This is a genomic window from Pseudomonas sp. D3-27, from assembly GCF_051132165.1.
Classification (GTDB): domain Bacteria; phylum Pseudomonadota; class Gammaproteobacteria; order Pseudomonadales; family Pseudomonadaceae; genus Aquipseudomonas.
In genome coordinates this window covers 3,305,473-3,332,102 of record NZ_CP071667.1, presented here as the reverse complement: position 1 = coordinate 3,332,102, position 26,630 = coordinate 3,305,473, and the positions used below count along the sequence as shown (strand labels likewise).

The following is a 26,630-nucleotide window of genomic DNA, read 5'->3' as shown; positions in this document are numbered from 1 at the left end:
ACGCATGGCGCCTGAGCATGCTCGTGAATGGATTGATCCCGACACGCCACCTGACCGAGCCCGCGAATTAGCGATGGAGCATTGTCGACCAGCAACAGACTTTCATTGGTACAAGGTTGGCAAGGATGTCGGAAATGTTCGCAAACAGGGCTCGCATCTGATTCAGCCGCTTTCCTTTGCCTCTGATGCCGATGATTGAGCAGGGACGGACACCGTAGCCCTGCAGAGGCCTCACGTTCTGTGCAGGCATATGGACAGCTACCTCATTAGCCCAGCCGCTTTCCTTTGGCAACGGTACCCGTCTGCGCTGATCCACAGCTATCGGTGGAACATCCGAAGGGAGAATTCACGGTGGAACTGAAGCTGGTTGATGTTTTGGCACCGGCTATTCGGCCCTCAGCTACTTGAGTCGCTTGCCCATCGAAACGCTCAACATCCACCGCTCGTTTATCAACGACATCGAACACAACCGCGACAGCGCGGAACTGGTCAAGGCGATTATCTCCATGGCTCATAGCCTTCGGTTGACCCTGGTTGCCGAAGGTGTCGAGGAGGCCTCTCAGCAGGCGCTCCTGAAAATCGATTCCTGGCGCTCGAGCGGTGAATGCATTGCGACCTTGGCGATCACTGTCAGAGGTCGAGGCTCAGACTCACACTGAGGTTACGCGGCTCTCCGGGCAGGACCCAGGCACTGTTATAGGATCGTTCGTAGTACTTGCGATCGAACAGATTGTTCAGGTTCAGCCCGAGCGTAATGTCTTCGCTGGCTTTGTAGTGCGCGAGCAGATCGACAGTGCTATACGACGGCAGTTTGAAGCTACTGCCAGCCTGGCCTGAGCGTTCGCCGACATAGTTGAAGGCTGCGCCCATGTCCGACCCACGCAAGGCGCCGTCCTGAAACTCATAAACACCCATCAGGCTACCGCTGTTGCGGGCGATGCCTAACAGGTCGCTGCCTTTGGGTAGCGCGGAGTCGCCTTTGGTCACCTCGGCGTCGATGTAGGCATAAGCACCGATAACACGCAGGGCATCGGTGATCTGGCCGCTGAACTGCAGATCCAGGCCCTGGCTGCGAGCCTCACCGGCTGCGACACTTTCACCGAGCGCGTCGGTCGTCACGACGTTTTCCTTGTCGATGTGAAACAGAGCGATGGTCGCGCCAATACGGCTGTCGAACAGGTCCAGTTTTAAACCGGTTTCATAACCCAGGCCTTTTTCCGGTTTATAGACCTGGCCTTGCGTGCCGATGGTATTGGGCTTGAAAGACGTGGACGCGTTGGCGAATACGCCGACCTGTGGTGCCAATTGGTAAAGCAGCCCAACGCGTGGAGTGGCGACGTCTTTTTCCTGGCTGTTGCTGACAGCTGTCGTGCGATTCAGCGAAGTCTGCTCGATGCGCTCCAGGCGCACGCCGATCAATCCGCGCAGACGATCGGTAAAGGCGATCTGGTCCTGCAAATTGAGCGCGTAGCTCTCGGTGTGCTCGTGGAAATCGTTGGCGCGGGTCAGGGCCGGCTTGGGCTGACCATAAACGGGGTTGTAGATATCCAAGCCATAGCTTGCAAGCGTGGCGCTCTGGGGGTACTTCTGGCTGTTGCGGTAGTTTTCATACTCCAGTCCCGCCAGCGTCTGATGCTGCCAGCCGGCCAGTTCGAAGTTGCCATGTAGCTCGGCCTGGGTGATGTTGTCGTTCCATTCAAAGTCACGCTCGCGATAGAAACGCGTGATGGTGGTGCCGACCAATGCTTGAGGTTCCGAGCTCGCGCCATTGAGCGTGCCCTGCGTGTAGTGATTGGCCAGGCGAACCTTCCAGTTGTCGTTCAAATAATGTTCCAGCGCCAGATCAATGGTCTGGTTGTCGTTGCGTATCTGGCCATCGTTGGGCTCACCCATGAAGGTCGACCGCTTGACCGAGCCAAGCTCACCATTGACTGCCGGAATGCCGCGGTCGAACACCGATTCGGTACGGGAGAACTCGGTGTCGAGCATCAGGCGGGTGTCTGGTGAAATCTGCCAGCTCAACGACGGGCTGATGATCCGTCGTTGACTGTCAACGTGATCGCGAAAACTGCCATTGTCTTCGATGGCCATGTTTACTCGTGCCAGCAGGTTGCCCTCGCTGTCGAGTGGCGAGTTGACGTCGAGGCTGCTGCGGTAACGGTCCCAGGTGCCGGCGCTGATGTTCAGGTTGCTGAACGCCTCAGCCTGCGGACGCTTGGTCACGATATTGACCAGGCCGCCGGGATCGCCGCGACCGTAGAGACTTGCCGCCGGGCCTTTGAGCACTTCGATACGTTCGATATTGGAAGTGTCCGGCGCGCTGTAGCTGCCACGGTTGATGGCAAAGCCGTTCCTGTAGAGTTCGCCGGTGGTAAAACCACGGACGCTGTAGTTGAGAAAAGTTAGTCCGCCAAAGTTGTTCTGTCGTGAGACACCGCCTGCGAAATCCAGGGCGCGATCGATTCGCGTGGTGTTGAGGTCCTTGATCACCTGGGCGGGTATTACATCGATGCTTTGCGGGGTATCGCGAATGTCGGAGTCGGTGCGAGTAGCTGTGCTCGAACGCGTTGCTCGATAACCTTGCACTGGACCATCGGCACGCTCCTCCACGGTGGATCCGGTGATAGTCAACGCGTCCAGCGTCAGAGGTTGTGCGGCTGAAATAGGTTGTCCAAGTAGCCCGAGGGTGAATCCTGTCAGCAGCGGAACGTGATGTTTCAAAATGAACTCTCCCATAAAGATGTAATAACATAACATTTATGGGGCCAGTCACACCACAACCTATAGATCGCCACTTGCTTGTTGATTGGGCACCGTCCTGATGATCATCTGCGTGCCTGGCGTTCCCTCGCAGCCTCTACAAAATGATAGCGTTCGCCCAAAGCAGACACTAAGCACCACGTATTTGCCTCAGGCCTACCGCATGAGTAGAATGCGATTAATTATCAATCATGTATTTGCCGGGATTCCGATGCGCAGCGATGAACCACTAGGTACTGCAGATCTAGGGCTGCTCTATCGAACCCACCACTCGTGGTTGCACGGCTGGCTAATCCGACGCATTGGATGTCGCGATAACGCAGCAGATTTGGCGCAGGACACCTTCGTACGCCTGCTCAAATCCCGTCAGCCCAGCCCCTTGCGTGAACCACGCGCCTATTTGAGCAGTATCGCCCGCGGGTTGATGATTGATCAGTATCGCCGTCGCGAACTCGAACGTGCCTACCTGGAGAGCGTCGCGTTACTGCCTCAACACGAGGTTCCCTCGGAAGAAAGCCGACTGCTGATTCTCGATACGCTCGAGCGGATAGATCGCATGCTCGATATGCTTAAACCGAGAGTTCGCCAGGCGTTTTTATTTGCCCGGCTCGACGGCTTGACCTGCGCACAAATAGCCGAAAAGTTGGGTGTTTCCCGTGCGACGGTGGAACGCGATCTGGCCACCGCCCTGCAACACTGTTATCGCTTGCGTTATGTCGAGGCGTGAGTCCCAGACGCTGGATCCGGCCGTTGTCGACCAGGCGATCTACTGGCAGGTGCGCCTGCGCTTCGATCAGCCAGATGAGCAAACACAGCGCACATTTGAGCACTGGCTGCAGCAGTGCCCGGAGCACGTGTTGGCGTGGCAGCGCGTGGAAGCGCTTGGGGATGAATTCGCAGGCGTGCCAGCTCAACTGGCCCGGCAAACCCTTAATGGGACCAATCATGGGATGCGGCGGCGGGAAAGCCTGAAACTCCTGGGCATATTGGCGACTGTTGGCACTGCAGCCTGGCTCGGCCGGGACTACACACCCGTACCCGCCATGCTTGCGCAGCAGCGCAGCAGTACCGGCGAGCAACGGCGCTTCCAACTCGATGATGGCAGCCTAATCCAGCTCAATAGCGATAGCGCCGTCGACAGCGATTTCGACGCCCAGCGACGTCTGATAATCCTGCGACGTGGTGAAATCATCGTGAATGTCGGCGCGGATCAACACTCGCCTCGAGCGCGACCGTTCTGGGTGCAATCACGTGACGGGATCATGCGCGCTCAGAGTTCCCGCTTTCTGGCACGCGAGTTCGACGATGGCACGCTGGTCGCGGCTCAGGAAGGATCAGTCACGGTTTTCCCCGGCTCCAGTCAAACGCCTGCCAGCCGCAGTGTTCAGGCAGGAAATCAGCTGCTGTTCACATCAAGTGGGGCCCGAATGTTCAAAGGCAACGGCCTTGATCTATGGAGCTGGGGTGACGGGGTGATCAGTGCGCGCAATATGCGCCTCGATGATTTCATCGTGGAGTTGTCGCGCTATCGCCCCGGTGTACTGCGCTGCGCCGACGAGGTCGCGGATCGTCGCGTTTCCGGCACCTTCCAACTCGCCGACAACGATCAGGTCCTGGCATTGATCGCGCAGTCATTGCATTTGCACGTTGATTATCGGACCCGTTATTGGGTGACCGTGACCGCTGCCACCTAAGCCCATCAGAACTTTGTGCCACCTGAAAAAATAATGAGGTGTATTCTCATTCTCGTTCGACCTCTTAGAAAGGCCGGAATACAGGCCTGTCTGCCGATGTCCTTTCTTGGAGCGAGAATATGAGTTCGTCCCCTGTTTCCCAGCGCCATCCATTAAGTCGTGCCTTGCATGGTGCGATTTTGGGGCTGATCGTAAGCAGCTACGCCTTGCCATCGCTGGCGCAAACGCCGAGCGTTGACCACAGCAATCAGGTCAAGCAGTGGAACATCGCTGCCGGCCCGCTGGCGCCGGCGCTTGACCGCTTTGCGCGCGAGGCTGGCATCAGCCTTTCCTTCGACGCGTCGAGTGTAGCGAACCGCACCACTGCTGGCGTGAATGGCACGCTCGATACGTCGGCAGCGCTGTCATCCTTGCTACAGGGAAGCGAATTGCAAATCCAACAGCAAGGCCCGAATGCCTATCTACTGTTCCCTCAGCCTACGCCCGCCGGCCCGCTGGAGCTCGACACAACGTCCGTCGAGGACTATCGCCTTGCGCCCCTCATCATCAATGCCAAGGTCAGGGTCAGCGCCGACGACGACGCCAACTCGGTTGTCGCCAAGGAACTCTGGGTGGGCGGCAAGGTGGCAACCAGCATTCTCAATACGCCGGCATCGGTGTCGGTTGTTACCAACAAGGAAATGGAGCAACGCAGCGTCAGCACCACGGAAGAGGCGCTGCAATACACCCCCGGTGTGGTCAGTGACTTCTATGGTACGGATGACCGCAATGACTATTTCCAGATCCGGGGCTTCCAGGCCACCACCTACCGTGACGGCTTGACCCTGAGTTCGATGCGCGGCGTACGCGAAGATCCATTCGCTTACGAACGCATAGAGATTTTGCGTGGCGCCAACTCCACGCTGTTTGGCCCAGCGGACCCGGGCGGTTCGGTGAATTTCGTGACCAAACAGCCGCGCTTTGAGCAGTTTGGCCAAGGCTATGTGACCTACGGTTCGTTTGACCATGTCGAGACAGGCATCGATGTGGGGGATGCGCTGAACGACGAGAAAACCTTGGCTGGCCGCTTTACTGCCAAAGGCCAAAACAGCGACCGCGAATACGATCACTCACAGGACGACAACCAGTTGCTGATGGGTGGCCTCACCTGGGCGCCCACGGATTACACGTCAGCCACCGTGATTCTGGACTATCTGAAAACCGAAAGTTCGCCCAACAGTGGCGGCTATCCGCTGGACAAGGAATACGACCGCAGCAAGTTTTATGGTGAGCCGAGCTACAACTTTCACGATGTCGAGCGCACCAGCCTCAGCGGTAACGTCACCCATGACTTCGACAACGGCTTCGTATTGCGCAGCAATCTGCGTTACAGCAAATTGACCGATGATTTTGGCTACGTTTACATCAGCGACAGCGCCGCGCGTGTCGGTACTACCGTTGACCGGTACTTGTTTGGAACGGACAGTGAGGCCGACCAGTTCAACGGCAACCTGATGCTGCAATACGATGCCCGCTTCGAGAACATCGACAGCAGCAGCCTGGTGGGCGTGGAATACCTCGATTCGACTACCAAGGAAAGCTCGGTCTACGCCCTGACGACCCCGATTGACGTTGCAAATCCCGTGTTTACTGGCGTTTCACGCTCTATCACCCCGTATGCGGTCAACAAGCGAGACGCGACCACCAAGGCCGTATTCCTTCAGCAGAACCTATCGTTCTACGAGCGTTTCATCGTCACCGCCGGTATGCGCAACGATTCGATGGACCTTACCAGCAAAGGCTTGCAATCCACCGAGAAAGACAACTTCTCCGAAACCTCCTACCGAGGTGCGTTGACCTATATCGTCAACGATGAGGTGTCCACCTATGTGAGCATGGTGGAGTCCGTCTCGCCGCCTCAGGTTGGCGTAACACCGCAGACCGGCAGGCAGTACGAAGTGGGCGTGAAGTATGCGCCGATGGGGATGGACGCACTGTTCTCCGCGGCCGTTTATGACTTGACCCAGGAAAACGTCACCATCGCCGTGGTGCTGCCGAGCGGCATCATCGAGCAACAGACGGTGGGCGAATCGCGGGCGCGTGGCCTCGACCTGGAGGCCAAGGCGCAGGTGACGCAGAACCTCAGCCTGATTGGTGGCTACTCCTATATGGAGTCCGAGGTACTGCGCGGTTCGTTGTACGACGGCAGCTCCCTGAAGGGTAATGAGTTCACCACGGCACCCAAGCATTCCGCTTCGCTCTGGAGTTATTACGACGTGCCCGGCACTGATGTCAGCGTTGGCTTGGGCGCGCGCTACGTCGGCTCTTATTACTTCGATGCAGCCAACTCCGGCAAAAGCGATGGCGCCACGCTGTTCGACGCCGCCTTCAACTACGAGATCGCCAAGGGCACCGACCTTGCGGTGAACGTCAGCAACCTGCTGGATGAGCAGCACGTGGTCGGTTCCGGCACAGCGAACTTCTACAACCCGGGTCGCGAGATTACTGCCAAAGTGAGTTACAGCTGGTAGGCAGGCGTGTAAGCCTTTGTTCCCTATGGGAAGCGGTGCCCGCTATACGCGGGTACCGTCAACTTGGCCATCAATGTGCGGGACGAAAAGCAAGGGCGTTCGATTTTCATCGTTACGCGCCAGCGGTTGACTACGCGCGAAATCCAACGATGCTCACCGGAAAAAATCGCCTGATGTTCGTCCGGTTGTGGCACCTGAAAATGTTCGGTCCGAGCCGCGAGTCATTCGCCTTGGGGGCGGGCAGAGGAAGGTGGGACTGTTAATCAGGCCAACACCAATGAGGCCGCGCTAATGCCTCTTCTCTTGGAACAACGCACTCACCCATTCGACAAATACCCGCACATTGGGTGATAGATGACGGCGATCCGGAAACAACACGGAAACGGTTTTCGGCTCGACTGGAACATCCGGCAGAACTTCCACCAGACGCCCGCTATCGATGTATCGCTGCAGCGCCGGGCGCAGCCCCTGCACCATCCCAATCCCCGCCAATGCGCAGTAAAGCAATGCCTCTGCGTTGTCGACGACGATGCCGCTGCGCATCTTCACACTGATAATTTTACCGTTGCCCCTGAACCGCCAGGGCATGATCTGGCGGCGCTGTTCAACCATGAAGTTGACAGCCAGGTGCGCCTGCAGATCATCCAGCGTGGCTGGTAAACCATGTTTCTTTACGTAGGCGGGAGCCGCGCAGGTCACCAAAACAACCTCGCCGATACGTTTGGCAACCAGGCTCGAATCATCCAGATCACCGAGCCGCACGGAACAATCGATGCCTTCTGCAATAAGGTCGTTCAGGTTGTCAGTGGCTCCCAGAGATATTTCCAGGCCAGGGTAGCGCTCCATGAACTCGGGCAGTCGCGGGATTATCACCGCGTGACCGAGTACGGTCTGCATGTCGATCCTTAGCTTGCCTCGCGGCGGACGAGTCGGCGAAAACCAGTCCAGTGTGTCCGCTAGTTCAGCGAGTAACTTCCGGCTGCGGTCATAGAACTCATCGCCAGCTGGCGTGGTGTTCACCCTGCGCGTGGTGCGGTGCAACAGCTGCACACCCAGTTCGTGCTCAAGATTACGGATATTCTTGGAGAGTGCCGGGCGATGCACACTCAGCGCCTCGGCCGCTCTGGTGTAGCTGCCATGCTCAACCACTGCCACGAACATTTGCATGGCTTCAATCAGGTTCATCGCCAATCTCCATTTACCTGCGCATCGGGCCAGACCTACTCTGCACATGATAGCGAAGCCGGGCTGCCTCTCTCTTGGGGACCCAAAAAATAGGCCATCATCGCTTGAGGGCAGGCAGCGTTGGCGTACGGCAGCCAAGCTGGCTGCCGCAGCATTTTTACTCAGTCGACTACGACGACTATTTTGCCGATCTGCGCATTCGACTCCATTCGGCGGTGTGCCGCCGCGATGTCAGTAAGCGGGAAGACCTGGTCGATGACGGGCTTGAGTTGACCGCCTGCCAAGCCTTTGGCAACAAATGCCTTGGCATTGGCCAGCTTTTGCATATCCGTGGTGATTTCGAACAGCTCGTAGCCCCGCACGGTCAGATGCTTGCCGAGAATGTCGAAGACCGGAACCGGGATATCGCGATGATCCAGAGCACCGTATTGAAAGAAGATTCCGTTGTTGGCCATGGACTTGATCAGCTTGGTCGCCTCGGGACCACCAACAGGGTCGAAAACAATACGCGCACCTTTGCCCCCGGTAATCGCGGCCACCTCGGCGATCACGTCCTCCTCCTGGGTGGCAATGACATATTTCGCACCAGCGTCCAGCAATGCCTGACGCTTGGCACTTGTGCGGGTAAGGGCCACCGGGATGGCGCCTTGCATGTTGGCGATCTGGATTGCTGCCAGACCGACACTGCTTGATGCAGCCGGGATGAGCACGGTTTCGCCAGCCTGTAGATTTCCGTACTCAATCAAGGCGCCGTATGCAGTAACAAACATCATCCAGCTGGCTGCTGCCTCCACGAAGCTGAGATTGGACGGGTGCTTGACGACGGCATGCGCAGGCGCATTGACCACCTCACCATACATACCGTAATCGGCGAAAGAGAACGCCGGCACGACGCTTACTATGTCACCAGGAACAATGTCGCTGACGTTACTGCCGACCGCCCGGACAATCCCGGCCGCTTCATAGCCCAGCTTCGCCGGGAACTGGGGCTCGATCACGTACTGCCCAGTGCGGTACATGATTTCCGCACGGTTCAAGCCGATGGCTTTTACTTCGATCTGAACCTCGCCGCTTTTCGGCGCGGTTACAGCGACTTCATCGAGAGTCAGAACATCAGCGTCACCGGTACGGTGAAATTGGACAACCTTGGGCATGGCACACCTCATTGACGGCAAGATATAAAAAGCTACTTCTGAAAGGTTGTGCCAATGCTACCGACCCTCTTGCCTACGGCAGAGCGCTGATCAATTCATAGATTGGTACTCAAAAAGAACTAATGTCGGCCGCGCTTCGCTGTCTCCGAGATGGCACAGCGAACGCTGTACCACCTTGAAATCGAAGCTGCGCTGTTTCGTGGATTTCATTTCCTTGCATATGTGAATGGGAGGGCGACGTGGGCGATGGCGGGCGGAGGGCAAGACCGGTACATACGGTTATCGTTAAATCTCCCGACCAATCTCAATCACGTTCGCTCCTGCGCAATATCAATACTGCCACCTCATAAACAAGAACCGTTTTCCCCTCATTCGTTGTTACTTCGACTTTAAACACGACCCAGCCCCGTTGATGATTTGACGCATGAATGAATGATCGAACGACTTGAACGGATAGCTTGAGCGTGTCTCCAGGCACCACCGGAGCAACCATCCTGAAACCATCGATCTTGCCACCCGCCACGACATTGGTTTGAAGCAGCAAGGCGTCGCACATCAGCCGCTGCGTAATACCGAAGGTTTGCACTGCACTGGCACAGTGCACGCCAAGCGGACTCGAACGGGCAAGGTCAGGATCTATGTGAATATCGAGAGGATCGTACTCTGCGGCAAAGGCAATGATCGCCTGCGTTGTAATAGGCGCAGATTGCTTGGCCGTCCAGAGGCTACCTGGCGTGAAGTCTTCCCAGTACAGCTCTTTCTCTGTCACGGTAACTCCTGGATTCTGTAGCGTCAGACTCAACGTAACCGAAGGTTGCCGGCCGATAGTGTCGGTGGGCGACGGCCTGGACAATGTCCAAAAGCCTCGGCGTGGTTGAATGTTTTGGACAACTACCAAGACCCGCCATCAAAGCCTGGGAAGAGGGCCCATGCGCTTGTTGATAACAAAACCTTCGGGTTGACAGGTCATGTCGAGAAGTCGGAACGTAGAAAGCGTTCAGGCTCGTCAGGTTGCCCAAGGCAGGACTGCCGAAGAGATTCAAAAGTCAGCATCAAGTCCGCAGGCAACCACCGGCAGAGGGGAAAGGGCGTGCTCATCCAGGATAAAGGAACGACTTCAATCGGATTGGTGCATGAGGCCCTGGAGGGCGCGTTGCGTCGCCAGCTGGACACCTCCCTTGCACTGCAGCAAGCACGTATTGACCCTGTACTCCTCACTTCCCCCCAAGCCAGGGTTTCGGCTGCAGCATTTTCTCGGCTGTGGGTCGCGCTCTCGGATCTGCTCGACGATGAGTTTTTCGCGATCGATAGCCATCCCATGCGACGGGGCAGCTTCCGATTGATGTGCCAGTCGTCGATTGACTGCGAGTCGTTAGAGCAAGCGTTGCGACGGATTCTGAAATTTTTGCGTCTCGTACTGGACGATATTCACGGTGAGCTGAGTTTTGATGGCGACTGCGCCGTCATCGTTATCCATGACAACGGCATTGAACGTCGTCTCTTTAGTTATGGAACATGGCTGATCCTGGTCCATGGACTGCTCTGCTGGTTGGGTAACAGACGCATTCCCATTAAAGAGCTCTGCTTCAGGCCGAATCGACCACTCGACGATAGCGACTATCGGATGCGCTTCTGTGAAGACATTCAGTTTGGTGCGCCAGTGACGATGATTCGTTTCGAGCGCAGTTTTCTAAGCCTCAAAGTCGCGCAAAACAAAGCCAGTCTATCGGCGTTCTTGAAGGAGTCGCCTGCCAGTCTGCTGGTGAAATATCGTAACGAGGACAGCATCAGCGCCCAGATCCGCCTCAGATTGAGAGGCCTCGATCCGGAGCAATGGCCAGAGCTGGACAAGATGGCAAGCACGCTGTGCATGTCTTATTCGACGCTCCAGCGAAGACTGCAGGCCGAGGGGGTCAGTTATCAGCGTTTGAAAGACAATCTGCGCCGTGACATGGCGATCAATCTGTTGTGCCAGCCGAATATGACCGTGACTGAAGTGGCTGCCCTCACGGGTTTCCAGGAAAGCAGTGCCTTTCATCGTGCATTCAAAAAGTGGACGGGCGTGAGTCCCGGCGCTTACCGCCGCTCCAATGCTGACGAATCGGGCGAGATTTAAAAGCGTTTCTTGCGCTTATACAAAAGCACTGCGTCCCCGCCAGATTACCTCCTGTGATCTGCAACTCGTTTCATCCACCAAAACCTCAACAGACCAGGGTCATCCCGGGCGTGGCGGGTAAGTCACGAGTGTCCAAAACGGTCACGTACAACGATGCCGTCGGGCATAGGCCACCGCAAAGGCAACTCCTACGATGCGCTGCAGGTAGCCCTGGCATCGCCTGTCAAGCGAGCCAGTAACTCTTCGCACTTCACAAACAAAAACAAGATCGAAGGAGACGCGATATGCAGCCGGTAAACGTCTATACACTCGCGGTTGAATCAAAGTTCAACCGCTTCCATGGGCTCATCCTGTTTTGGTGTGTGCTCATTCTGATCATCGATGGTTATGACCTTGCGGTCGTCGGTGCAGCCCTTCCGGCGATCATGAAGGACATGAACGTCGATCCAACCAGCGCCGGCGTCATGGCGGGCTCTGCGCTCTTCGGAACGATGCTGGGCGCCATTTTTCTTGGCACGCTAGCCGATCGTATCGGGCGTCCCAGGATGATCGCCATCTGCGTGGCCTTGTTCAGTATTTTCACGGCGGCGGCAGGCCTCACCAGTGACCCGATCAGCTTCAGCGTAGCCCGCTTCATCGCCGGCCTTGGCATCGGCGGCGTACTGCCTATCTGCACCGCTCAGATGGGTGAATTTTCTCCACTCAAACTGCGTACTCGGCTGGTCACCCTGGTTTTCGCGGGGTACTCCGTGGGCGGAATCCTGGTCGCGCTGACGGGTAAGCAACTGATCGAGAGTCATGGATGGCAATGGGTGTTTTATGTGGCGTTGCTGCCCGTGGTGCTTATTCCCCTGATCCTGAAGACCATGCCTGAATCCATCGGCTACCTGCTCAAGACCGGACGTCAGGACGAACTGCGAGCGATCGCTCGTAAACTGGACCCTGCTCTCGTTATCGACGAAAACACGCTGATGACTGGGAACGCCACGGTCCTGGATAAGCAGCAAGCACCGGTTCGTAACTTATTCAGGGAGGGGCGGGGCTTCAGCACTTTAATGATCTGGGCCGCGTTCATGACGGGCCTGTTCATGGTCTACGCCCTTAACTCCTGGCTAACCAAGCTGATGGCGATGGCTGGATTCAGCCTGGGTTCTGCGTTGAATTTTGTGATTGTTTTCAACTTGGGAGCCATCGCCGGTGCAATAGGCGGAGGGTGGTTGAGCGACAAGCTGAACATCAAGCACGTATTGGTCTGCTTCTATATCGTCGGTGCGATTGCACTCACCGTTTTGGGTTATACGCGTTCAACGTCGTTGCTGTTTCCAGTGGTGTTCATCGTCGGCGCATCGACCCTGGGAACTCAATTGCTGGCGTATGCGTACGCCGGCGATTTCTACCCGTCATCGATTCGTTCAACCGGCGTGGGTTTCGCGTCTGGTGTGGGACGAATAGGCGCAATCGTCGCCCCTGTCCTGATTGGCTGGCTGGTGTCGTTGAACCTTGCGCTCGAGAAAAACTTCATGGCCATCAGCCTGGCTGGCCTCATTGGCGCTGTCGCCGTAACCCTGATCAATCAGTCACGCGCCGACTCTACCCAAGTCAGAAAATCCCCGGCCCTGTCGAACTGATGGATGTCCCCGTCTGTAGCTGAATCCGTGGAATTGAATGCATGAAAATGAATCGCTTATCCAAACCGCCCATACCGCCTGAACCGCTTGCTCAAACGGTTGATTGGGCGATCGCTTCGCGCCGCAGTATTCGGGCTTTCTTGCCCACTCCTGTACCGCGCGAAGACATTGAGGCGATCCTTGATGTCGCTCGGTTCTGCGCTACGGGGGTGAACATGCAGCCTTGGCGCGTGCATGTCGTCACTGGAGAAGCAAAGGCTCGTCTTTCATGCGCCATCGCGGAAATTGACAACGATCCATCACAGAGCAACGACCTTGAAGATGCCTATGACTATTACCCACGCGAGTGGACTTCACCCTACGTGGATCGGAGAAGGCAGGTCGGGTGGGAGCTCTATGGGCTGCTGGGCATTGAAAAGGGAGACAAGCAGCGGATGCATGCGCAACACGGCCGCAATTACCAGTTCTTCGACGCCCCAGTCGGCCTGATCTTCACCATGGATCGGGTGTTGAAGGAAGGCAGCCTTCTTGACTACGGCATGTTTCTACAGGCCGTGATGGTCGCTGCGCGTGGAAGGCATCTGCACACCTGCCCACAAGCCGCTTTTTTGAAATATCACCAAGTCATTTCGCAAGCCCTTGCGATTCCCTCGGATCAAATGCTGGTTTGCGGAATGAGCCTTGGATACGCCGACGAGAGCAGCATCGAGAACACCTTGGTCACTGATCGGGAGCCGGTGAGCGCGTTCTGCACTTTTCATCACAATAATAAGGAAACAACATCATGACCCCTGGTGCTTATGAAAGTGGGCTTGATCGCTGCAAGGCCAACTATCTGCCCCTGACGCCACTTGGTTTTCTGGATCGGGCAGCCCTTGTGCACCCGGATCGGGTAGCGGTGGTGCATGGCGAACTGCAACGAACCTGGCGTGAAACCCGGGAACGCTGCTATCGACTTGCCTCGGCACTTTGCGAAAAAGGCCTGGGAGCAGGGGACACCGTTTCAATTCTGTCTCCTAATACTCCTGCCATGCTCGAAGCGCATTTCGGGGTCCCCCTCAGCGGCGCGGTACTCAATGCGGTCAACTACCGCCTCGATGCCGAAGGTGTGGCATTCATTCTGCGTCATGGCGAATGCAAGTTGCTGCTGGTGGATCGAGAGTTTGCTGCGCTTGCGGAGGCTGCATTGGCACTCCTCGAACATCCCCCGATGGTGATTGATATCAATGATCACCTGGCGCCACTTTGCGCGAGTGTCGCAGACATTGACTACGAAACCTTCATCCGCAGCGGCAGCCCCGATTTCGAAGGCGTCTGGCCGGATGATGAGTGGCAGCCGATAGCACTCAACTACACCTCAGGTACAACCGGTGATCCAAAGGGCGTCGTCGCGAGCCATCGTGGCACTTACCTCATGAGTCTGCTGCAGATGACCAACTGGCCGCTCACGCGGGCGCCTCGTTACCTGTGGACATTGCCGATGTTCCACGCCAACGGATGGTGTTTTACCTGGGCGATCACGGCTGTGGCCGGCACGCACGTCTGCCTGAGAAAAGTGTGCGCAGAGACGGTGTTCGATGCGATCGATAACCACGGTGTCGATCACTTCTGTGCGGCGCCGATTGTCATGGCCATGATTGCCAACGCCGAAGACCGCCCCGCGCTCAAGACGCCGGTTCGAGTGTTGACTGCTGGTTCTCCACCTCCGGCCAGCATACTCAACGCAGTTGTTTCACGAGGCTTCGACGTGGACCACGTGTACGGAATTACCGAAGTGTCCGGTACGCCGATCAGCTGCGTCTGGCAAGACGGCTGGGACGATTTAACGCCCGGTGAGCAAGGCGCTATGCGAGTACGCCAAGGGGCTCGTGCAGCCGCCTTCGAAGGTTTGATGGTGGCTGACGCCGATACGATGCGGCCAGTCGCAAAAGATGGCCAGACAACGGGTGAGCTGCTGCTCAGGGGCAACACCGTAATGATGGGTTATCTGAAGAATGACATTGCAACCCGAAAAGCATTCGAAGGCGGTTGGTTTCATACGGGTGATGTCGCCGTCGTGCACCCTGACGGCTACGTCCAGATTACCGACCGGTGCAAAGACGTGATTATCTCCGGTGGGGAAAATATTTCGTCTGTAGAGATCGAGGAGGCGATCCACTGTCACCCGTCTGTTCTGTATGCCGCGGTAGTCGCTCAGCCGGATGACAAATGGGGTGAAGTACCGTGCGCGTTTGTCGAGCTGAAAACGGGCGTCGAGCCTCCCACCGAAGCAGAAATAATGGAGTTCTGCCAAGCACGTCTGGCTCGATTCAAATGTCCGCGCAGGGTGGTCTTTACGGTGTTGCCGAAAACCGCAACCGGGAAAATCCAAAAGTTTGTACTTCGTGAGCAGGCAGGCAGTCGCGATGCCATTGTCCGTTTGGCTTCGAATGGCTAGGTCGTAGTCGCTTCCATCACCTACTAAAAATAAGAATCGGAGCGTTATAAGTGAGCCTGAAAAAAATAACTGCAACGTTGGTGTCTGGCAGCATCGCCCTCAGTGGCCAGGCCTTTGCCGACTTTCTAAGTGATAGCAAAGCCACCTTGGGCATGAGGAGCTTCTACTTCAATAACGACAACCGCGATGGTGTCGCTGCCCCTTCAAAAACCGAAGAGTGGGCGCAGGGCTTGATGCTGGACTTCAAGTCGGGTTATACCGAGGGCGCCGTTGGTTTTGGTGTTGATGCCCTTGGGTTGCTGGGCGTCACCCTGGACAGTGGCAAGGGACGTCACGTTGGCAGTTCGATGATTCCCTCGGACAGTGACAACCGCGCCGTCGACGAGTGGAGCCGGCTGGGACTGACCGCGAAGGTCAAAATGTCCAGGACCGAACTGCGCTACGGCACCTTGATTCCGAAACTTCCGATTCTGGTCGCCAACGATGGACGGGTGCTTCCACAAACCTTCGAGGGCGGCCAAATGACTTCGAGCGAGTTCAAGGACTTGACCCTGACGGGTGGGCGAATTGAACGGGCAACCGGTCGTGCCTCAACGGATCAGACGGGGCTCGCCGCTATGGGCGGTACGCGTCAAAGCAACCAGTTCGCCTTCGCCGGGGGTGACTGGAAAGTCACCAAGGACCTGACGGCTCAGTACTACTATGCCCAGCTCGAAAACTACTACAACCAACAGTTTTTCGGACTGACGCACACCCTCGCGTTCTCGGACAGTCAATCGTTGAAAACCGACCTGCGTTACTTCAGGACTGACGCGTCAGGTGAAAACAGTTCCGGTACATCGGGCTACCGAATCAGCGGTTACACCAAAAACGGAGATGGCGTTATCGACAATCGTCTCTGGAGTGCTGCATTGATCTACAGCATCGGCGCTCATGCGATGACGGCGGGTTACCAAAGCGTCTCGGACGGTAGCAGCTTCACCCAGCTCAATCAGGGTGGCCTGATAGATAAAGGCGCAGCAGGCAGCTCCTTATACCTGCACACAGATCGTCTGATCCAGAGTTTCACCCGTGCAGGGGAGCGCACAGTATTCGGTCAGTATGCCTATGACTTCGCCGCCCTGGGTGTCCCGGGCCTGAAAGCCTCGGTCATGTACCTCTCCGGTGACAACATCAAGACGAGATCCGGTGACGATCAGAAAGAATGGGAGAGGGATATCTTTCTGGACTACGTCATTCAGTCGGGAGCGCTCAAAGGGGTTGGCTTCGGCTGGCGTAACGGTAAATCCAATAGCGAAGGCGCCCGTGACCAGGATCATAACCGGGTGTTTGTCAGCTACAGCATTGCGCTGCTCTAAGGGCGCAGCATCGCCATCCTCGGCCCGGCGCCCCCGTGGCAACGCGCTTGCGAGCAGGTCAGGCAACAAAAGCATTAATGCGCTAGAGCGCGACAGCCAGGCTGACGTAGGATGGCGTCAGCGTTTCACTCCGTGACTTTCCTCGAATAAGGTACGAAACCATGCGGCTTATGATCCTGCTGATCGGTGCACTACTGAACTTCCACGTGTTGGCGCAGGAGTCAGCCCAATCAAAAGATTTGGATCAACCCAAAGATCTGAACCAGCCCGCGATGAAGTGGACCCTGCTGGATCAGAACGAGAAGGCGTATACCTTGAACGACAGCGCTCAGGTGCTGTTGATAGCGCGCAGTATGTCGGCCGCTAAGTTAGTGGATGCGGCGATGGAGGGTCACCCGGAGGGCTATCTGGAAGCGCGCCACATTGTGTACCTGGCGGATATCGAGAAGATGCCTTCCATGATCAAACTGGTGGCAGTACCGGCCATGCGTTCGGCCAAATACAGAATTATGCTCGACCAGGACGGCAGGGTTGCCACCCGCTATGGCGGCGACCGGGACACCGTTCAGTGGCTCGCCTTGAACAATGGCGCGGTCGTCAATGAGCAGCGTTTTGCCGATGCCGAAAAGTTGAAACAAGCAATCGCCGAGCAGGCCAAGTAGGCCCTACAGCCTTGCGCCACGTTGTCGCACCGCTTTCTCGAAGATCATCCGCACATACCAGGTGATCATTCGCGAGGGCCCGAAAACTTCTCGCAAATGGCTTTCGGCGCTCATTAGATGAGCCTCTAGCTGTTCGCGGACTTTTTGCTCGCCGTAAAGCGCAATGAACGTCGACTTGCCCTCGTCCTTGCCCTGGTCCTTATTGCTGTCCGGACAACGATCCAAAAGGTCATCATACATTTGGAACGCCTGACCCAGCTCAACGGCAAAGTCCTGCAGGATCGGGCGTGTGTGAGCTTTGGCACCACTGATCAGCCAGGCCATGTCCATGATCGCGCTAAACAGTACCCCCGTCTTGAGGTTGTTGGTCAGTGCAATTTCCTCAGGGGGGCGATTTTTCTGGCCGTCACGCAGATCCTTGAACTGGCCCTTGACCAGACCCTGCATGCCAACGGTATTGGCCATGACCTCCACCAATTGCATGCGGATTGCGGGTGCCAGATCGGTAATCCCGGCGGCCACCCCGAATGCGCGGCTGAGGAGGGCAACGGCGGCAAGAATCGCCACGTCTTCGCCAAACTTCAGGTGCACGGTCGGCTGCCCACGGCGCAATCGGGCGTTGTCCATGCACGGCATGTCGTCCAGAACCAGTGACGCTGCGTGGATCAATTCCACGGCGCAGCCCAATTCCAGTGCCTGATCACCACCGTGCCCCAAGCCTTGTGCAGCCAGTATCAACAGAATCGGCCGCATCCGCTTGCCGGGCGCCAGCGTGGAGTCACGCATGGCCAGCGCGACAAGGTCGCGCTCGTCGCTGCTGCTCGGCAGCAGTTGGTCCAGACGCTGCTCAATAGCCGCGCGCACATCTTCCAAACGTTCGCTAAACCCATATTCGACGGTTGCGTCAGGCTCGATGGTCATCGGTCTTGACCTTTGCTTTAAGGGCAGTTGTGAAGGGGGATCTGCTTTCTGGTGGTTCACGTGATGGGCCTCAAACTCTGAACCACTTCGAATAACCAGTGCCTCAATTATCAGTCAGCGTTGCACACAAGTTGTACGATCGGCCTAAGCTTGTATAACGCCACTCAACAAAATGACCACGCGCGCCGCGAAATGATTCAACCGAATTGGAGCTTTCATGACCGAGCATCCCTTAAGTCGGAGAAAGGATGATCATCTCAATATCGTGCTGGACGGCCGTGGTGTGAGCCATAACCCACGACAGGGTGGCGGCAACGGGCTGGATGCCTTTCAGTTCGAGCATTGCGCGCTGCCCGAGCTGAATCTGAACGACATTGACCTTGCCAGCGCGCTGGTTGGGATCCCCCTCAGAGCGCCCTTGCTGATCAGTTCAATGACCGGCGGGGCGCAGCGTTCTTCAGCCATTAACCGCCATCTGGCTGAGGCCGCCCAGGAGCTTGGCATCGCCATGGGCGTAGGTTCGCAGCGCGTCGGTCTGCGCAGTGGCAACGATCAGGGCTTGACCCGTGAGCTGCGGCGGCTGGCGCCCGACATCCCGTTACTGGGAAATATCGGCGCGGCACAGTTATTGGAAAAGGATGGCCAGGAGTTGGCGCGCCGCGCCGTGGAGACTTTGCAGGCCAACGCTTTGATCATTCATCTGAACCCGTTGCAGGAAGCCGTTCAGGCCGAAGGTGATCGGGATTGGCGAGGCGTGCTGGATGCCATCGGGCTGACGGTGCAAAGTCTCGGCGTGCCGGTGATCGTCAAGGAAGTCGGGGCGGGTATATCGGCATCGGTGGCGGTGGCCCTGGCTGGAGTCGGGGTCAGCGTGATCGATGTGGCAGGCAGCGGCGGCACCAGTTGGGCAGCGGTAGAGGCTGAACGCGCCAGCAGCCCCGCCGATCACGAGGTGGCAATGGCGTTTGCCGATTGGGGTATAACGACGTCCACCAGCCTGATCAGCGTGCGTGAGGCATTGCCCGGCATGACGGTGATTGCATCCGGCGGCATTCGCAACGGCGTGGATGTGGCCAAGGCGCTGTGTCTGGGGGCCGACCTGGTAGGGCAGGCGGCCGGAGTGCTGCGCGATGCGACGGTGTCGACAGCGTCGGTCATCGAGCATTTCGACATCATCATCAAGCAGCTGCGCATTGCCTGTTTCTGCACCGGTTCCGGAGATCTGGCGGCATTGCGTCAAGCCAGATTACTGCCATCGGTTCATCGCCCATGAGCCATTTCGGCGTGGTGACCCCGGCGTTCCATAGCCACTTCCAGGCCTTTCAGGCGCTGGCGGTAGAGCTATTGAATCGTGGGCATCAGGTCACGTTCTTCCAGCAGGCCGACGCGCGCCGTTGGCTGGGTGATCCGCGCATCGGTTTTCATGCGATGGCTGCTAGCAGCCATCCACCGGGGAGCCTGGACGCTGTGTTGCAGCGCGCGGCCAGCTCTAATAACCCGCTGACCTTGCGGCGGGTTATTGCCGATATGTGTTCAACCACAAACATGCTTTGTAATGAATTACCCGCGGCGCTGGCTTACGAGCAGGTCGATGCACTGCTCTGCGATCAGATGGAAGCTGCCGGTGGGCTGGTCGCCGAGGCCTTGGGGCTACCTTATGTCTCGGTGGCTTGCGCGTTGCCGGTCAACCGCGAGCCAGGCTTGCCGCTGCCGGTGATGCCGTTTGCCTACGGTCGCGACGAACGTAGCCTACGCATGTACGCCGGTAGCCAGCAGGTCTACGATTGGCTGATGCGACCGCTCAGAGACGTATTGCGGGGTGCATGTCGACGGCTTGCCATCGTGCCTCGCGATGCGCTGCATGAATGCCTTTCTCCGCTTGCCCACATCAGTCAGACCCTTGCGGGATTTGATTTTCCCCGTTTGCAGCAGCCCGCGCATTTCCACGCAGTCGGACCGTTGCGCCTGCCTTTTTCGGGTACGGAGCAATCTTCGCCAGGCAATGAAACCTTCGAGTGGCAGATTGATAAAAATCGACCCTTTGTCTTCGCCAGCCTGGGTACCTTGCAGGGCGGGCGCCTGGGTATGTTCCGGCAGATTGCAAAGGCTTGCCGTCGCCTGGATGCGCAATTGTTGGTCGCCCATTGCGGCAGGCTTGATTCGGTTCAGGAACGCATGCTTCTCGACAGTGGCGCGACCTGGGTCACTGCGTTCGCCCCCCAGCAAGCGGTGCTTGAACACGCCGATGTAGTCGTGACCCATGGAGGACTCAACACCGTGATGGATGCCATAGCCACCACTACGCCGATGCTCGTCATGCCCATCGGTTTTGACCAGCCGGGGGTGGCTGCGCGTGTCAGCTACCGAGACCTGGGCCTGAAGTTGAACCGCCGGGCGAGCGCCGCCACCATTGCTGATGGGCTGGCCCGGCTGCTTGTTCTGCCACGAGAGCCCTTGCAGCGGATGGCGGCTGAGTTGCAGCGCGCCGGTGGCGCCAGCAAAGCGGCGGACATCGTTGAGGCGGCGGTGCGTAGCGGCGAACCCGTGCTGACGCAGGCGGTGGCATGAACTATGACCTGATCCTCGCCGGTGGTGGGCTGGCCAATGGGCTGATCGCCTGGCGGCTCAAGCAGTTGCGCCCTGAGTTACAGGTGCTGTGCGTTGAAGAGCAGGCCCGGATCGGTGGTAACCATACCTGGTCCTTTCACGACTCGGACTTGACGGCCGAGCAGCATCAGTGGATCAGGCCCTTGGTGGTGCAAACCTGGCCTGCCTACGAGGTGCATTTCCCGGGGCGTTCGCGACGGCTGAACAGCGGTTATGCCAGCATCACCTCCGAACGCTTTGCCCAAGTGATCGAACCGGCGCTCAGTGACGGGGGGCGGGCAGGGTTGCGTGTCTCACAGCGGATCGAACAGATCACCCCGACTTCGCTGTTGCTGGAGGACGGCGAACAGCTGTGGGCCAAGGCCGTCATCGACGGGCGTGGCGTCCAGCACAGCGAACATCTGGTGCTGGGCCAACAGGCGTTCCTGGGTCAGGTGCTGCAGCTACAGGCCCCTCATGGGCTGGACGTGCCGATCATCATGGACGCCCGGGTGGCTCAAGGGCAGGGCTATCGTTTCGTCTACGTCTTGCCGTTTTCAGCCGACACGGTGCTGGTGGAGGACACCCACTACGTTGACCGCCAGAGCTTTTCTTCAGAACAACTGCGCCAGCATGTCCGTGATTATGTGCAAGATCGCGGATGGATCATTGCCCGCTGCCTTCGCGAAGAGCAAGGCGTGTTGCCGATCACCCTGGCAGGCGACTTTTCCGGCTTCTGGCGCGAGGCGCCCGGCCAGCCGCGTTCCGGTTTGCGGGCCGGTCTTTGCCATTGCACAACAGGTTATTCGTTGCCCCAGGCGGTGCAACTGGCGGACTGGGTCGCCCGCCAGCAGAACCTGCAGGCGGACGCCTTATACCTTGGCATTCGCGCATTCGCTGAACAGGCGTGGCGGCGCCAGGGGTTTTACCGTTTGCTTAATCGCATGCTGTTCCTGGCAGGCAAACCCCAGGACCGCTGGCGGGTGATGCAACGTTTTTATGGTCTGCCCGAGGGGCTGATCAGGCGCTTTTATTCGGGCGACAGCACGCTGCAGGACAAGCTTAGAGTGCTGATCGGCAAGCCGCCTGTTCCCATCAATGAGGCCCTGCACGCTGCACGTCGCTGCCTGCCTCGGCATTACAAGGATCAAGCATGACCCAGGGGAAAAGCGCGATTGTGATTGGCGCAGGCTTTGGTGGCCTGGCACTGGCGATCCGGCTGCAGGCGGCGGGCGTGCAAACCACCTTGCTGGAAAAACGCGACAAGCCCGGCGGCCGCGCCTATGTGTATCACGACGAGGGATTCACTTTCGATGCCGGGCCGACGGTGATTACCGATCCCACGGCCATCGAGGAATTGTTCACAGCGGCCGGCAGATCCATGCGTGACTACGTCGAGATGCTGCCGGTCTCGCCGTTCTATCGCTTGTGCTGGGAGGACGGTACGCAGTTTGACTATGCCAACGATCAGGCCGAGCTGGACCGCAATATCTCCAGGCTCAACCCCAAGGATGTTGAAGGCTACCAGCGGTTTCTGGTGTACTCCAAGGCGGTTTTTCGCGAGGGTTATCTCAAGCTGGGCGCCGTGCCGTTTTTGTCGTTTCGGGACATGGTCAAGGCCGGGCCGCAGCTGGCTCGGCTGCAGGCGTGGCGCAGTGTCTACTCGATGGTTTCTGAATTTATCGAAGACGAAAAACTGCGCCAGGCGTTTTCGTTTCACTCCCTGCTGGTGGGCGGCAATCCGTTTTCCACCTCATCGATCTACACCTTGATCCATGCACTGGAGCGCGAATGGGGCGTGTGGTTTCCCAAGGGAGGGACGGGGGCGCTAGTGCAGGGGCTGGTGAGGTTTTTCGAAGACCTCGGCGGGCGTTTCGAGCTCAATGCCGACGTCGCCAGCATCGAGGTGCAAGCGGGCAGGGCCAGCGGCGTGCGCTTGAAAAACGGTCGCTTGCTGAATGCCGACTGCGTCGCTTCCAATGCGGACGTGGTGCATACCTATGAGCAACTTCTGGGCGGCCATGCCCGTGGCATCAAGGAAAGCGCGCGCCTCAAAGGCAAGCGTTTCAGCAACTCGCTGTTCGTCATCCATTTCGGCCTCAAGCGGCCGCAACCTCAGCTTCGACACCACACGGTCTGCTTCGGGCCGCGCTACCGGTCATTGATTCAAGAAATATTCAATGGCGCTGAGCTGGCTGAGGATTTCTCGCTCTACCTGCATGCGCCCTGCATCACGGATCCGAGTCTCGCCCCGCCGGGCTGCTCCAGCCACTACGTGCTCTCGCCGGTTCCTCATCTGGGTAACGCGCCTATCGACTGGGAGGTAGAGGGGCCACGCTACCGTGATCGGATTTTCGCGTATCTGGAAAAACACTACATGCCTGGCCTGCGGGAAGATTTGGTGACCAGTCGGATTTTCAACCCGGATGATTTTCGCAGTGAGTTGAACGCACATTTGGGTTCGGCGTTTTCACTTGAACCTGTCCTTTGGCAGAGTGCCTGGTTCCGGCCCCATAACCGCGACGCGAGCCTTGGCAACGTTTACCTGGTGGGCGCGGGCACTCACCCCGGTGCGGGCGTCCCCGGTGTCATCGGCTCGGCCAAGGCCACGGCAGGTTTGATGCTGGAGGATCTGCACTCATGAATCGCGATGCTAACCAGGACCAAGTCCTGCTGGAGCATGCCGAACGCAGCATTGCTGTGGGCTCGAAGAGCTTTGCCGCGGCCTCGCGCTTGTTCGACCCCTCGACCCGGGCCAGCGCCATGATGCTCTATGCGTGGTGCCGGCATTGCGATGACGTGATAGATGGTCAGGAGGCGGGGCATTCGGCGACCGTGTTGAACCAGTTCGACATTGAACGGCGCCTTGCCGACCTTACCGCTCAGACTCGGGCGGTGTACGCCGGGTTGCCTGTGCAGCACGAAGCCTTCGCTGCTTTCAGAGAGGTGGTGGTCAAACATCGCATTCAGGAGCGTTATGCCCTGGAGCACCTGGCGGGTTTTGCGATGGATGTACACCAGCGCCGCTATCAGAGCGTAAACGACACCTTGGACTACTGCTACCACGTGGCCGGGGTCGTCGGGCTGATGATGGCTCAGGTCATGGGCGTCAGCGACCAAAAGACATTGGACCGCGCCTGCGACCTGGGCATGGCGTTTCAATTGACCAACATTGCCCGGGATATCGTCGAAGACGCTGCCGTCGGCCGGTGCTATCTGCCACGAGACTGGCTGGATGAGCTTTCGATCCCCGAGGCGTCACTTGCCGACGATCAGCATCGGCCCGGTCTGGCCATCCTCGCGCAACGGCTGGTGCAGCTGGCCGAGCCTTTTTACGCCAGTGCCGAGGCGGGATTAAGGGCATTGCCGTGGCGCTCCGCGTGGGCGGTGGCGACTGCGTCGGGTGTCTATCGGCAAATTGGCATCAAGGTCTCAAGGCGGGGCGAGCATGCCTGGGATACGCGGGTGTCGACCTCGAAGGTCGACAAGTTGCGGCATGTGCTCGGCGGCCTGTGCCGCGCCGTCACTGCTCGCGGGCGTCACTGGCCTGAGCGTCTGCCGAGCCTGTGGCAGCGCCCGGATCATTCTTGCGAAGAGGTCCGCCATGCAGATCGCGCAACTGAACCCGAAGCACCGCGGTAGGTGGGGCATAGAGAAAACCGAATGAGACACAGCGGTCCTTGCCCGACACGGCATGGTGCATCAAATGCGCTTGATACAGACGCTTGAGATAGCCGGTGCGGGGGACGTACTTCAATGGCCAGCGTTTGTGGACTAGCCCATCATGGGCCAGAAAGTACAGGAAACCGTAAGCCGTCATCCCGGCCCCTATCCATTCCAGCGGGTGCATGCCCTGGGTGCCAAGCGCGATCAGTACGATGGCGATCAGCGCAAACACGATCGCGTACAGGTCGTTTTTCTCGAACCAGCCGGTGCGGGGCTCATGATGGGAGCGGTGCCAGCCCCAGCCCCAGCCGTGCATCACATATTTGTGGGCGAGAAACGCAAAACCCTCCATACCGATAAGGGTCGCGAAAAAAACCAGTGCGTTCGTCATGAGGCGGGTCATCCGAGCAAAGACACAGCATCGGACTGCGCCGAGGCGGTGAACGTTCTAACATCTAACAATGCGATCTTGGCCCCGTTGAGCTGCTCAATCACCTCATTGGCGGTCATTCTCGACATATTCACCGTTCAGTGGCGCGCAGTTGTTTATACCTGACGAGAAGCGATGAGTGTCGTCCTTCAGCTTGGGCGCGATTCCAATGAGTAGACTATGGTTCAAGCGGCCGCGTTTTTTAACATGCGTGAATAGCAAAACAAAAAAAGGATCGGTTATGCACTCATCCGCGATTTTTCGTGCGACTGCGACTGCGTCTGGTCGCTCGCTGCTTCTCTCACTGGGTCTGCTCGCTGCGGGTATCACCTCGGGCGCATGGGCTGAGGATTATCCCCACGCCAAGGAACCGATTGGCACGGTGGAGCAGATCTATGACGGCGCCATGCTCCCCGATCTGGCGGTCAGTACCTACCGCAACATCGACCGGCTGTTCCCCACCCACAGGATCAAGGCCGGCGATCACCCGTATGCACTGCCCAAATCAGACAAACAGTTGCCCAACGTTCGATTCACTGTCGGGGACAAAAAGTACGACCTGTATGACTTTGTCGCACTGGACAGCATTACGGCGATGCTCGTGCTCAAGGACGGCAAGATCGTGTTCGAGACCTATCAGCGTGGCAACACGGAGAAAACCCGATGGATGTCGATGTCGATAGCCAAATCCATCACCTCCACGCTGGCGGCTGCAGCGATCAAAGACGGCCTTATCAAGAGCCTTGACGCACAAGTGGTGGATTACGTTCCCGAGCTCAAGGGCAGCGCCTACGAAGGCGTGACCGTGCGCGACGTGCTGATGATGTCTTCGGGCGTGAAGTGGAACGAAACCTACACCGATCCGGCGTCCGATCGTCGCGCGCTACTCAAAGCGCAGATTTCGCAGAAACCGCGTTCTGCCATGGCCTTGATGGCAAGTTTGCCGCGAGCGGCCGAGCCCGGCACGGCCAACACGTACAGCACTGGCGAAACGCAGGTACTCGGCGAGATCGTCCGTGGCGCTGTGAAGATGCCACTGGCCGATTATCTATCGCAGAAGATCTGGCAGCCGTTCGGTATGGAAAGTGATGCCCGGTGGTGGCTCGATTCGCCTGACGGCGTGGAAATTGGTGGCAGCGGTATCAGCGCCACGCTGCGTGATTATGGACGCTTCGGGCTGTTTTTCATGAACGGCGGCAAGATCGATGGCACATCGATTCTGCCCGAAGGTTGGGTCAAGGAGGCGACGCTGCCGACCACCCTCAAAGGCGGTAAGTCCCTGGACTACGGCTACATGTGGTGGACGGCGTGGACCGAGCCGTCGGTGAAAGACGGCGCCTATGCGGCGGTCGGTATCCAGGGCCAGAACATCTACCTCAACCCTGCCAATAACGTGGTGATTGTCACCTTCGGTGCCCAACCCAAGCCGGTTGACAAAGAGCCGATCGACCCGATGGTGTTCTTCGATGCCGTGGTAGCTGCGTTGAAGTAAATTCGCGCGTTGATGACATCAACCTAGTCGT

22 protein-coding genes are annotated in these 26,630 nt (G+C 57.9%); 16 read left to right on the top strand and 6 right to left on the bottom strand.

Annotated elements, in window-relative coordinates; genetic code table 11:
* The first annotated feature begins 413 nt into the window (after positions 1 to 413).
* Complete coding sequence (locus tag J3P92_RS14945; RefSeq protein ID WP_434647977.1) at positions 414 to 659, top strand: EAL domain-containing protein; 246 nt, start codon at positions 414 to 416, stop codon at positions 657 to 659.
* Here the strand turns inward: J3P92_RS14945 and J3P92_RS14940 are convergent.
* Complete coding sequence (locus tag J3P92_RS14940; protein WP_434647974.1) at positions 631 to 2,736, bottom strand: TonB-dependent siderophore receptor; 2,106 nt, start codon at positions 2,734 to 2,736, stop codon at positions 631 to 633. The genes J3P92_RS14945 and J3P92_RS14940 overlap by 29 nt on opposite strands.
* Before the next feature lie 235 nt (positions 2,737 to 2,971).
* On the opposite strand from J3P92_RS14940, the gene J3P92_RS14935 reads away from it, so the two are divergent.
* The 3 genes from J3P92_RS14935 (at position 2,972) to J3P92_RS14925 (ending at position 6,964) form a co-directional block, all read left to right on the top strand.
* On the top strand, positions 2,972 to 3,487 hold the full coding sequence (locus J3P92_RS14935) for a sigma-70 family RNA polymerase sigma factor (RefSeq protein ID WP_434564115.1): 516 nt from the start codon (positions 2,972 to 2,974) through the stop codon (positions 3,485 to 3,487).
* Positions 3,474 to 4,454, top strand: a complete 981-nt coding sequence (locus tag J3P92_RS14930; RefSeq protein ID WP_434606218.1) for a FecR domain-containing protein — start codon at positions 3,474 to 3,476, stop codon at positions 4,452 to 4,454. The genes J3P92_RS14935 and J3P92_RS14930 overlap by 14 nt, the downstream gene beginning before the upstream one ends.
* Positions 4,455 to 4,573: 119 nt before the next feature.
* Entirely contained in the window at positions 4,574 to 6,964 is a 2,391-nt protein-coding gene (locus J3P92_RS14925; RefSeq protein ID WP_434647972.1) for a TonB-dependent siderophore receptor, read from the top strand.
* 288 nt (positions 6,965 to 7,252) lie between these two features.
* Here the strand turns inward: J3P92_RS14925 and J3P92_RS14920 are convergent, their stop codons facing one another.
* From J3P92_RS14920 to J3P92_RS14910, 3 genes are all read right to left on the bottom strand, one after another.
* Positions 7,253 to 8,149, bottom strand: coding sequence for a LysR substrate-binding domain-containing protein (locus J3P92_RS14920; RefSeq protein WP_434647969.1), 897 nt, complete (start codon positions 8,147 to 8,149; stop codon positions 7,253 to 7,255).
* A gap of 161 nt (positions 8,150 to 8,310) precedes the next feature.
* Positions 8,311 to 9,303: a zinc-dependent alcohol dehydrogenase family protein gene (locus tag J3P92_RS14915; RefSeq protein ID WP_434647967.1), complete on the bottom strand. Its 993-nt coding sequence runs from the start codon at positions 9,301 to 9,303 to the stop codon at positions 8,311 to 8,313.
* Positions 9,304 to 9,607: 304 nt separating this feature from the next.
* Entirely contained in the window at positions 9,608 to 10,072 is a 465-nt protein-coding gene (locus J3P92_RS14910; protein ID WP_434647964.1) for a MaoC/PaaZ C-terminal domain-containing protein, read from the bottom strand.
* 321 nt (positions 10,073 to 10,393) lie between these two features.
* Here J3P92_RS14910 and J3P92_RS14905 point away from each other — a divergent pair, with 321 nt between their 5' ends.
* From J3P92_RS14905 to J3P92_RS14880, 6 genes are all read left to right on the top strand, one after another.
* Positions 10,394 to 11,419, top strand: a complete 1,026-nt coding sequence (locus J3P92_RS14905) for an AraC family transcriptional regulator (RefSeq protein WP_434647961.1) — start codon at positions 10,394 to 10,396, stop codon at positions 11,417 to 11,419.
* 284 nt (positions 11,420 to 11,703) lie between these two features.
* A complete protein-coding gene (locus J3P92_RS14900) occupies positions 11,704 to 13,047 on the top strand; it encodes an MFS transporter (protein ID WP_420763607.1) in 1,344 nt (447 codons plus the stop codon).
* Between the two features lie 41 nt (positions 13,048 to 13,088).
* A complete protein-coding gene (locus tag J3P92_RS14895) occupies positions 13,089 to 13,835 on the top strand; it encodes a nitroreductase (protein ID WP_434647958.1) in 747 nt (248 codons plus the stop codon).
* The gene (locus J3P92_RS14890) at positions 13,832 to 15,484 is read left to right on the top strand and encodes an AMP-binding protein (protein ID WP_434647955.1); all 1,653 of its coding nucleotides are present in this window, start codon (positions 13,832 to 13,834) and stop codon (positions 15,482 to 15,484) included. Before J3P92_RS14895 ends, J3P92_RS14890 begins: the two co-directional genes overlap by 4 nt.
* Positions 15,485 to 15,534: 50 nt before the next feature.
* Positions 15,535 to 16,842 (top strand): OprD family porin, encoded by a 1,308-nt coding sequence (locus tag J3P92_RS14885; protein ID WP_434647952.1) that lies wholly within the window; start codon positions 15,535 to 15,537, stop codon positions 16,840 to 16,842.
* Between the two features lie 161 nt (positions 16,843 to 17,003).
* Positions 17,004 to 17,504: a hypothetical protein gene (locus J3P92_RS14880; protein WP_434559329.1), complete on the top strand. Its 501-nt coding sequence runs from the start codon at positions 17,004 to 17,006 to the stop codon at positions 17,502 to 17,504.
* A gap of 3 nt (positions 17,505 to 17,507) precedes the next feature.
* Here the strand turns inward: J3P92_RS14880 and J3P92_RS14875 are convergent, their stop codons facing one another.
* A complete protein-coding gene (locus J3P92_RS14875; RefSeq protein ID WP_434647949.1) occupies positions 17,508 to 18,425 on the bottom strand; it encodes a polyprenyl synthetase family protein in 918 nt (305 codons plus the stop codon).
* Between the two features lie 217 nt (positions 18,426 to 18,642).
* On the opposite strand from J3P92_RS14875, the gene fni reads away from it, so the two are divergent.
* From fni to J3P92_RS14850, 5 genes are read left to right on the top strand one after another with little or no spacing between them, the layout of a single operon-like run.
* Positions 18,643 to 19,698 (top strand): type 2 isopentenyl-diphosphate Delta-isomerase, encoded by a 1,056-nt coding sequence (gene fni / locus J3P92_RS14870; protein WP_434647946.1) that lies wholly within the window; start codon positions 18,643 to 18,645, stop codon positions 19,696 to 19,698.
* Positions 19,695 to 20,993: a glycosyltransferase gene (locus J3P92_RS14865; RefSeq protein WP_434647944.1), complete on the top strand. Its 1,299-nt coding sequence runs from the start codon at positions 19,695 to 19,697 to the stop codon at positions 20,991 to 20,993. Before fni ends, J3P92_RS14865 begins: the two co-directional genes overlap by 4 nt.
* The gene (crtY, locus tag J3P92_RS14860) at positions 20,990 to 22,168 is read left to right on the top strand and encodes a lycopene beta-cyclase CrtY (protein WP_434647941.1); all 1,179 of its coding nucleotides are present in this window, start codon (positions 20,990 to 20,992) and stop codon (positions 22,166 to 22,168) included. The genes J3P92_RS14865 and crtY overlap by 4 nt, the downstream gene beginning before the upstream one ends.
* A complete protein-coding gene (locus J3P92_RS14855; protein ID WP_434647938.1) occupies positions 22,165 to 23,655 on the top strand; it encodes a phytoene desaturase in 1,491 nt (496 codons plus the stop codon). The genes crtY and J3P92_RS14855 overlap by 4 nt, the downstream gene beginning before the upstream one ends.
* A complete protein-coding gene (locus J3P92_RS14850; RefSeq protein ID WP_434559319.1) occupies positions 23,652 to 24,653 on the top strand; it encodes a phytoene/squalene synthase family protein in 1,002 nt (333 codons plus the stop codon). The genes J3P92_RS14855 and J3P92_RS14850 overlap by 4 nt, the downstream gene beginning before the upstream one ends.
* Here the strand turns inward: J3P92_RS14850 and J3P92_RS14845 are convergent.
* Entirely contained in the window at positions 24,535 to 25,068 is a 534-nt protein-coding gene (locus J3P92_RS14845) for a sterol desaturase family protein (protein ID WP_434647935.1), read from the bottom strand. The genes J3P92_RS14850 and J3P92_RS14845 overlap by 119 nt on opposite strands.
* Before the next feature lie 280 nt (positions 25,069 to 25,348).
* Here J3P92_RS14845 and J3P92_RS14840 point away from each other — a divergent pair, with 280 nt between their 5' ends.
* Positions 25,349 to 26,599, top strand: coding sequence for a serine hydrolase domain-containing protein (locus J3P92_RS14840; RefSeq protein ID WP_434647932.1), 1,251 nt, complete (start codon positions 25,349 to 25,351; stop codon positions 26,597 to 26,599).
* Positions 26,600 to 26,630 lie beyond the last annotated feature (31 nt).

Bases quoted from the DNA above. Each gene is read 5' to 3' on its own strand.
- J3P92_RS14840 (WP_434647932.1), top strand. From the start codon at position 25,349: ATGCACTCATCCGCGATTTTTCGTGCGACTGCGACTGCGTCTGGTCGC.
- J3P92_RS14895 (WP_434647958.1), top strand. From the start codon at position 13,089: ATGAAAATGAATCGCTTATCCAAACCGCCCATACCGCCTGAACCGCTT.
- J3P92_RS14935 (WP_434564115.1), top strand. From the start codon at position 2,972: ATGCGCAGCGATGAACCACTAGGTACTGCAGATCTAGGGCTGCTCTAT.
- J3P92_RS14940 (WP_434647974.1), bottom strand. From the start codon at position 2,736: ATGGGAGAGTTCATTTTGAAACATCACGTTCCGCTGCTGACAGGATTC.
- J3P92_RS14890 (WP_434647955.1), top strand. From the start codon at position 13,832: ATGACCCCTGGTGCTTATGAAAGTGGGCTTGATCGCTGCAAGGCCAAC.
- J3P92_RS14920 (WP_434647969.1), bottom strand. From the start codon at position 8,149: ATGAACCTGATTGAAGCCATGCAAATGTTCGTGGCAGTGGTTGAGCAT.
- J3P92_RS14875 (WP_434647949.1), bottom strand. From the start codon at position 18,425: ATGACCATCGAGCCTGACGCAACCGTCGAATATGGGTTTAGCGAACGT.
- J3P92_RS14915 (WP_434647967.1), bottom strand. From the start codon at position 9,303: ATGCCCAAGGTTGTCCAATTTCACCGTACCGGTGACGCTGATGTTCTG.
- J3P92_RS14900 (WP_420763607.1), top strand. From the start codon at position 11,704: ATGCAGCCGGTAAACGTCTATACACTCGCGGTTGAATCAAAGTTCAAC.
- J3P92_RS14880 (WP_434559329.1), top strand. From the start codon at position 17,004: ATGCGGCTTATGATCCTGCTGATCGGTGCACTACTGAACTTCCACGTG.
- J3P92_RS14855 (WP_434647938.1), top strand. From the start codon at position 22,165: ATGACCCAGGGGAAAAGCGCGATTGTGATTGGCGCAGGCTTTGGTGGC.
- J3P92_RS14925 (WP_434647972.1), top strand. From the start codon at position 4,574: ATGAGTTCGTCCCCTGTTTCCCAGCGCCATCCATTAAGTCGTGCCTTG.
- J3P92_RS14850 (WP_434559319.1), top strand. From the start codon at position 23,652: ATGAATCGCGATGCTAACCAGGACCAAGTCCTGCTGGAGCATGCCGAA.
- J3P92_RS14930 (WP_434606218.1), top strand. From the start codon at position 3,474: ATGTCGAGGCGTGAGTCCCAGACGCTGGATCCGGCCGTTGTCGACCAG.
- J3P92_RS14845 (WP_434647935.1), bottom strand. From the start codon at position 25,068: ATGACGAACGCACTGGTTTTTTTCGCGACCCTTATCGGTATGGAGGGT.
- fni (WP_434647946.1), top strand. From the start codon at position 18,643: ATGACCGAGCATCCCTTAAGTCGGAGAAAGGATGATCATCTCAATATC.
- crtY (WP_434647941.1), top strand. From the start codon at position 20,990: ATGAACTATGACCTGATCCTCGCCGGTGGTGGGCTGGCCAATGGGCTG.
- J3P92_RS14865 (WP_434647944.1), top strand. From the start codon at position 19,695: ATGAGCCATTTCGGCGTGGTGACCCCGGCGTTCCATAGCCACTTCCAG.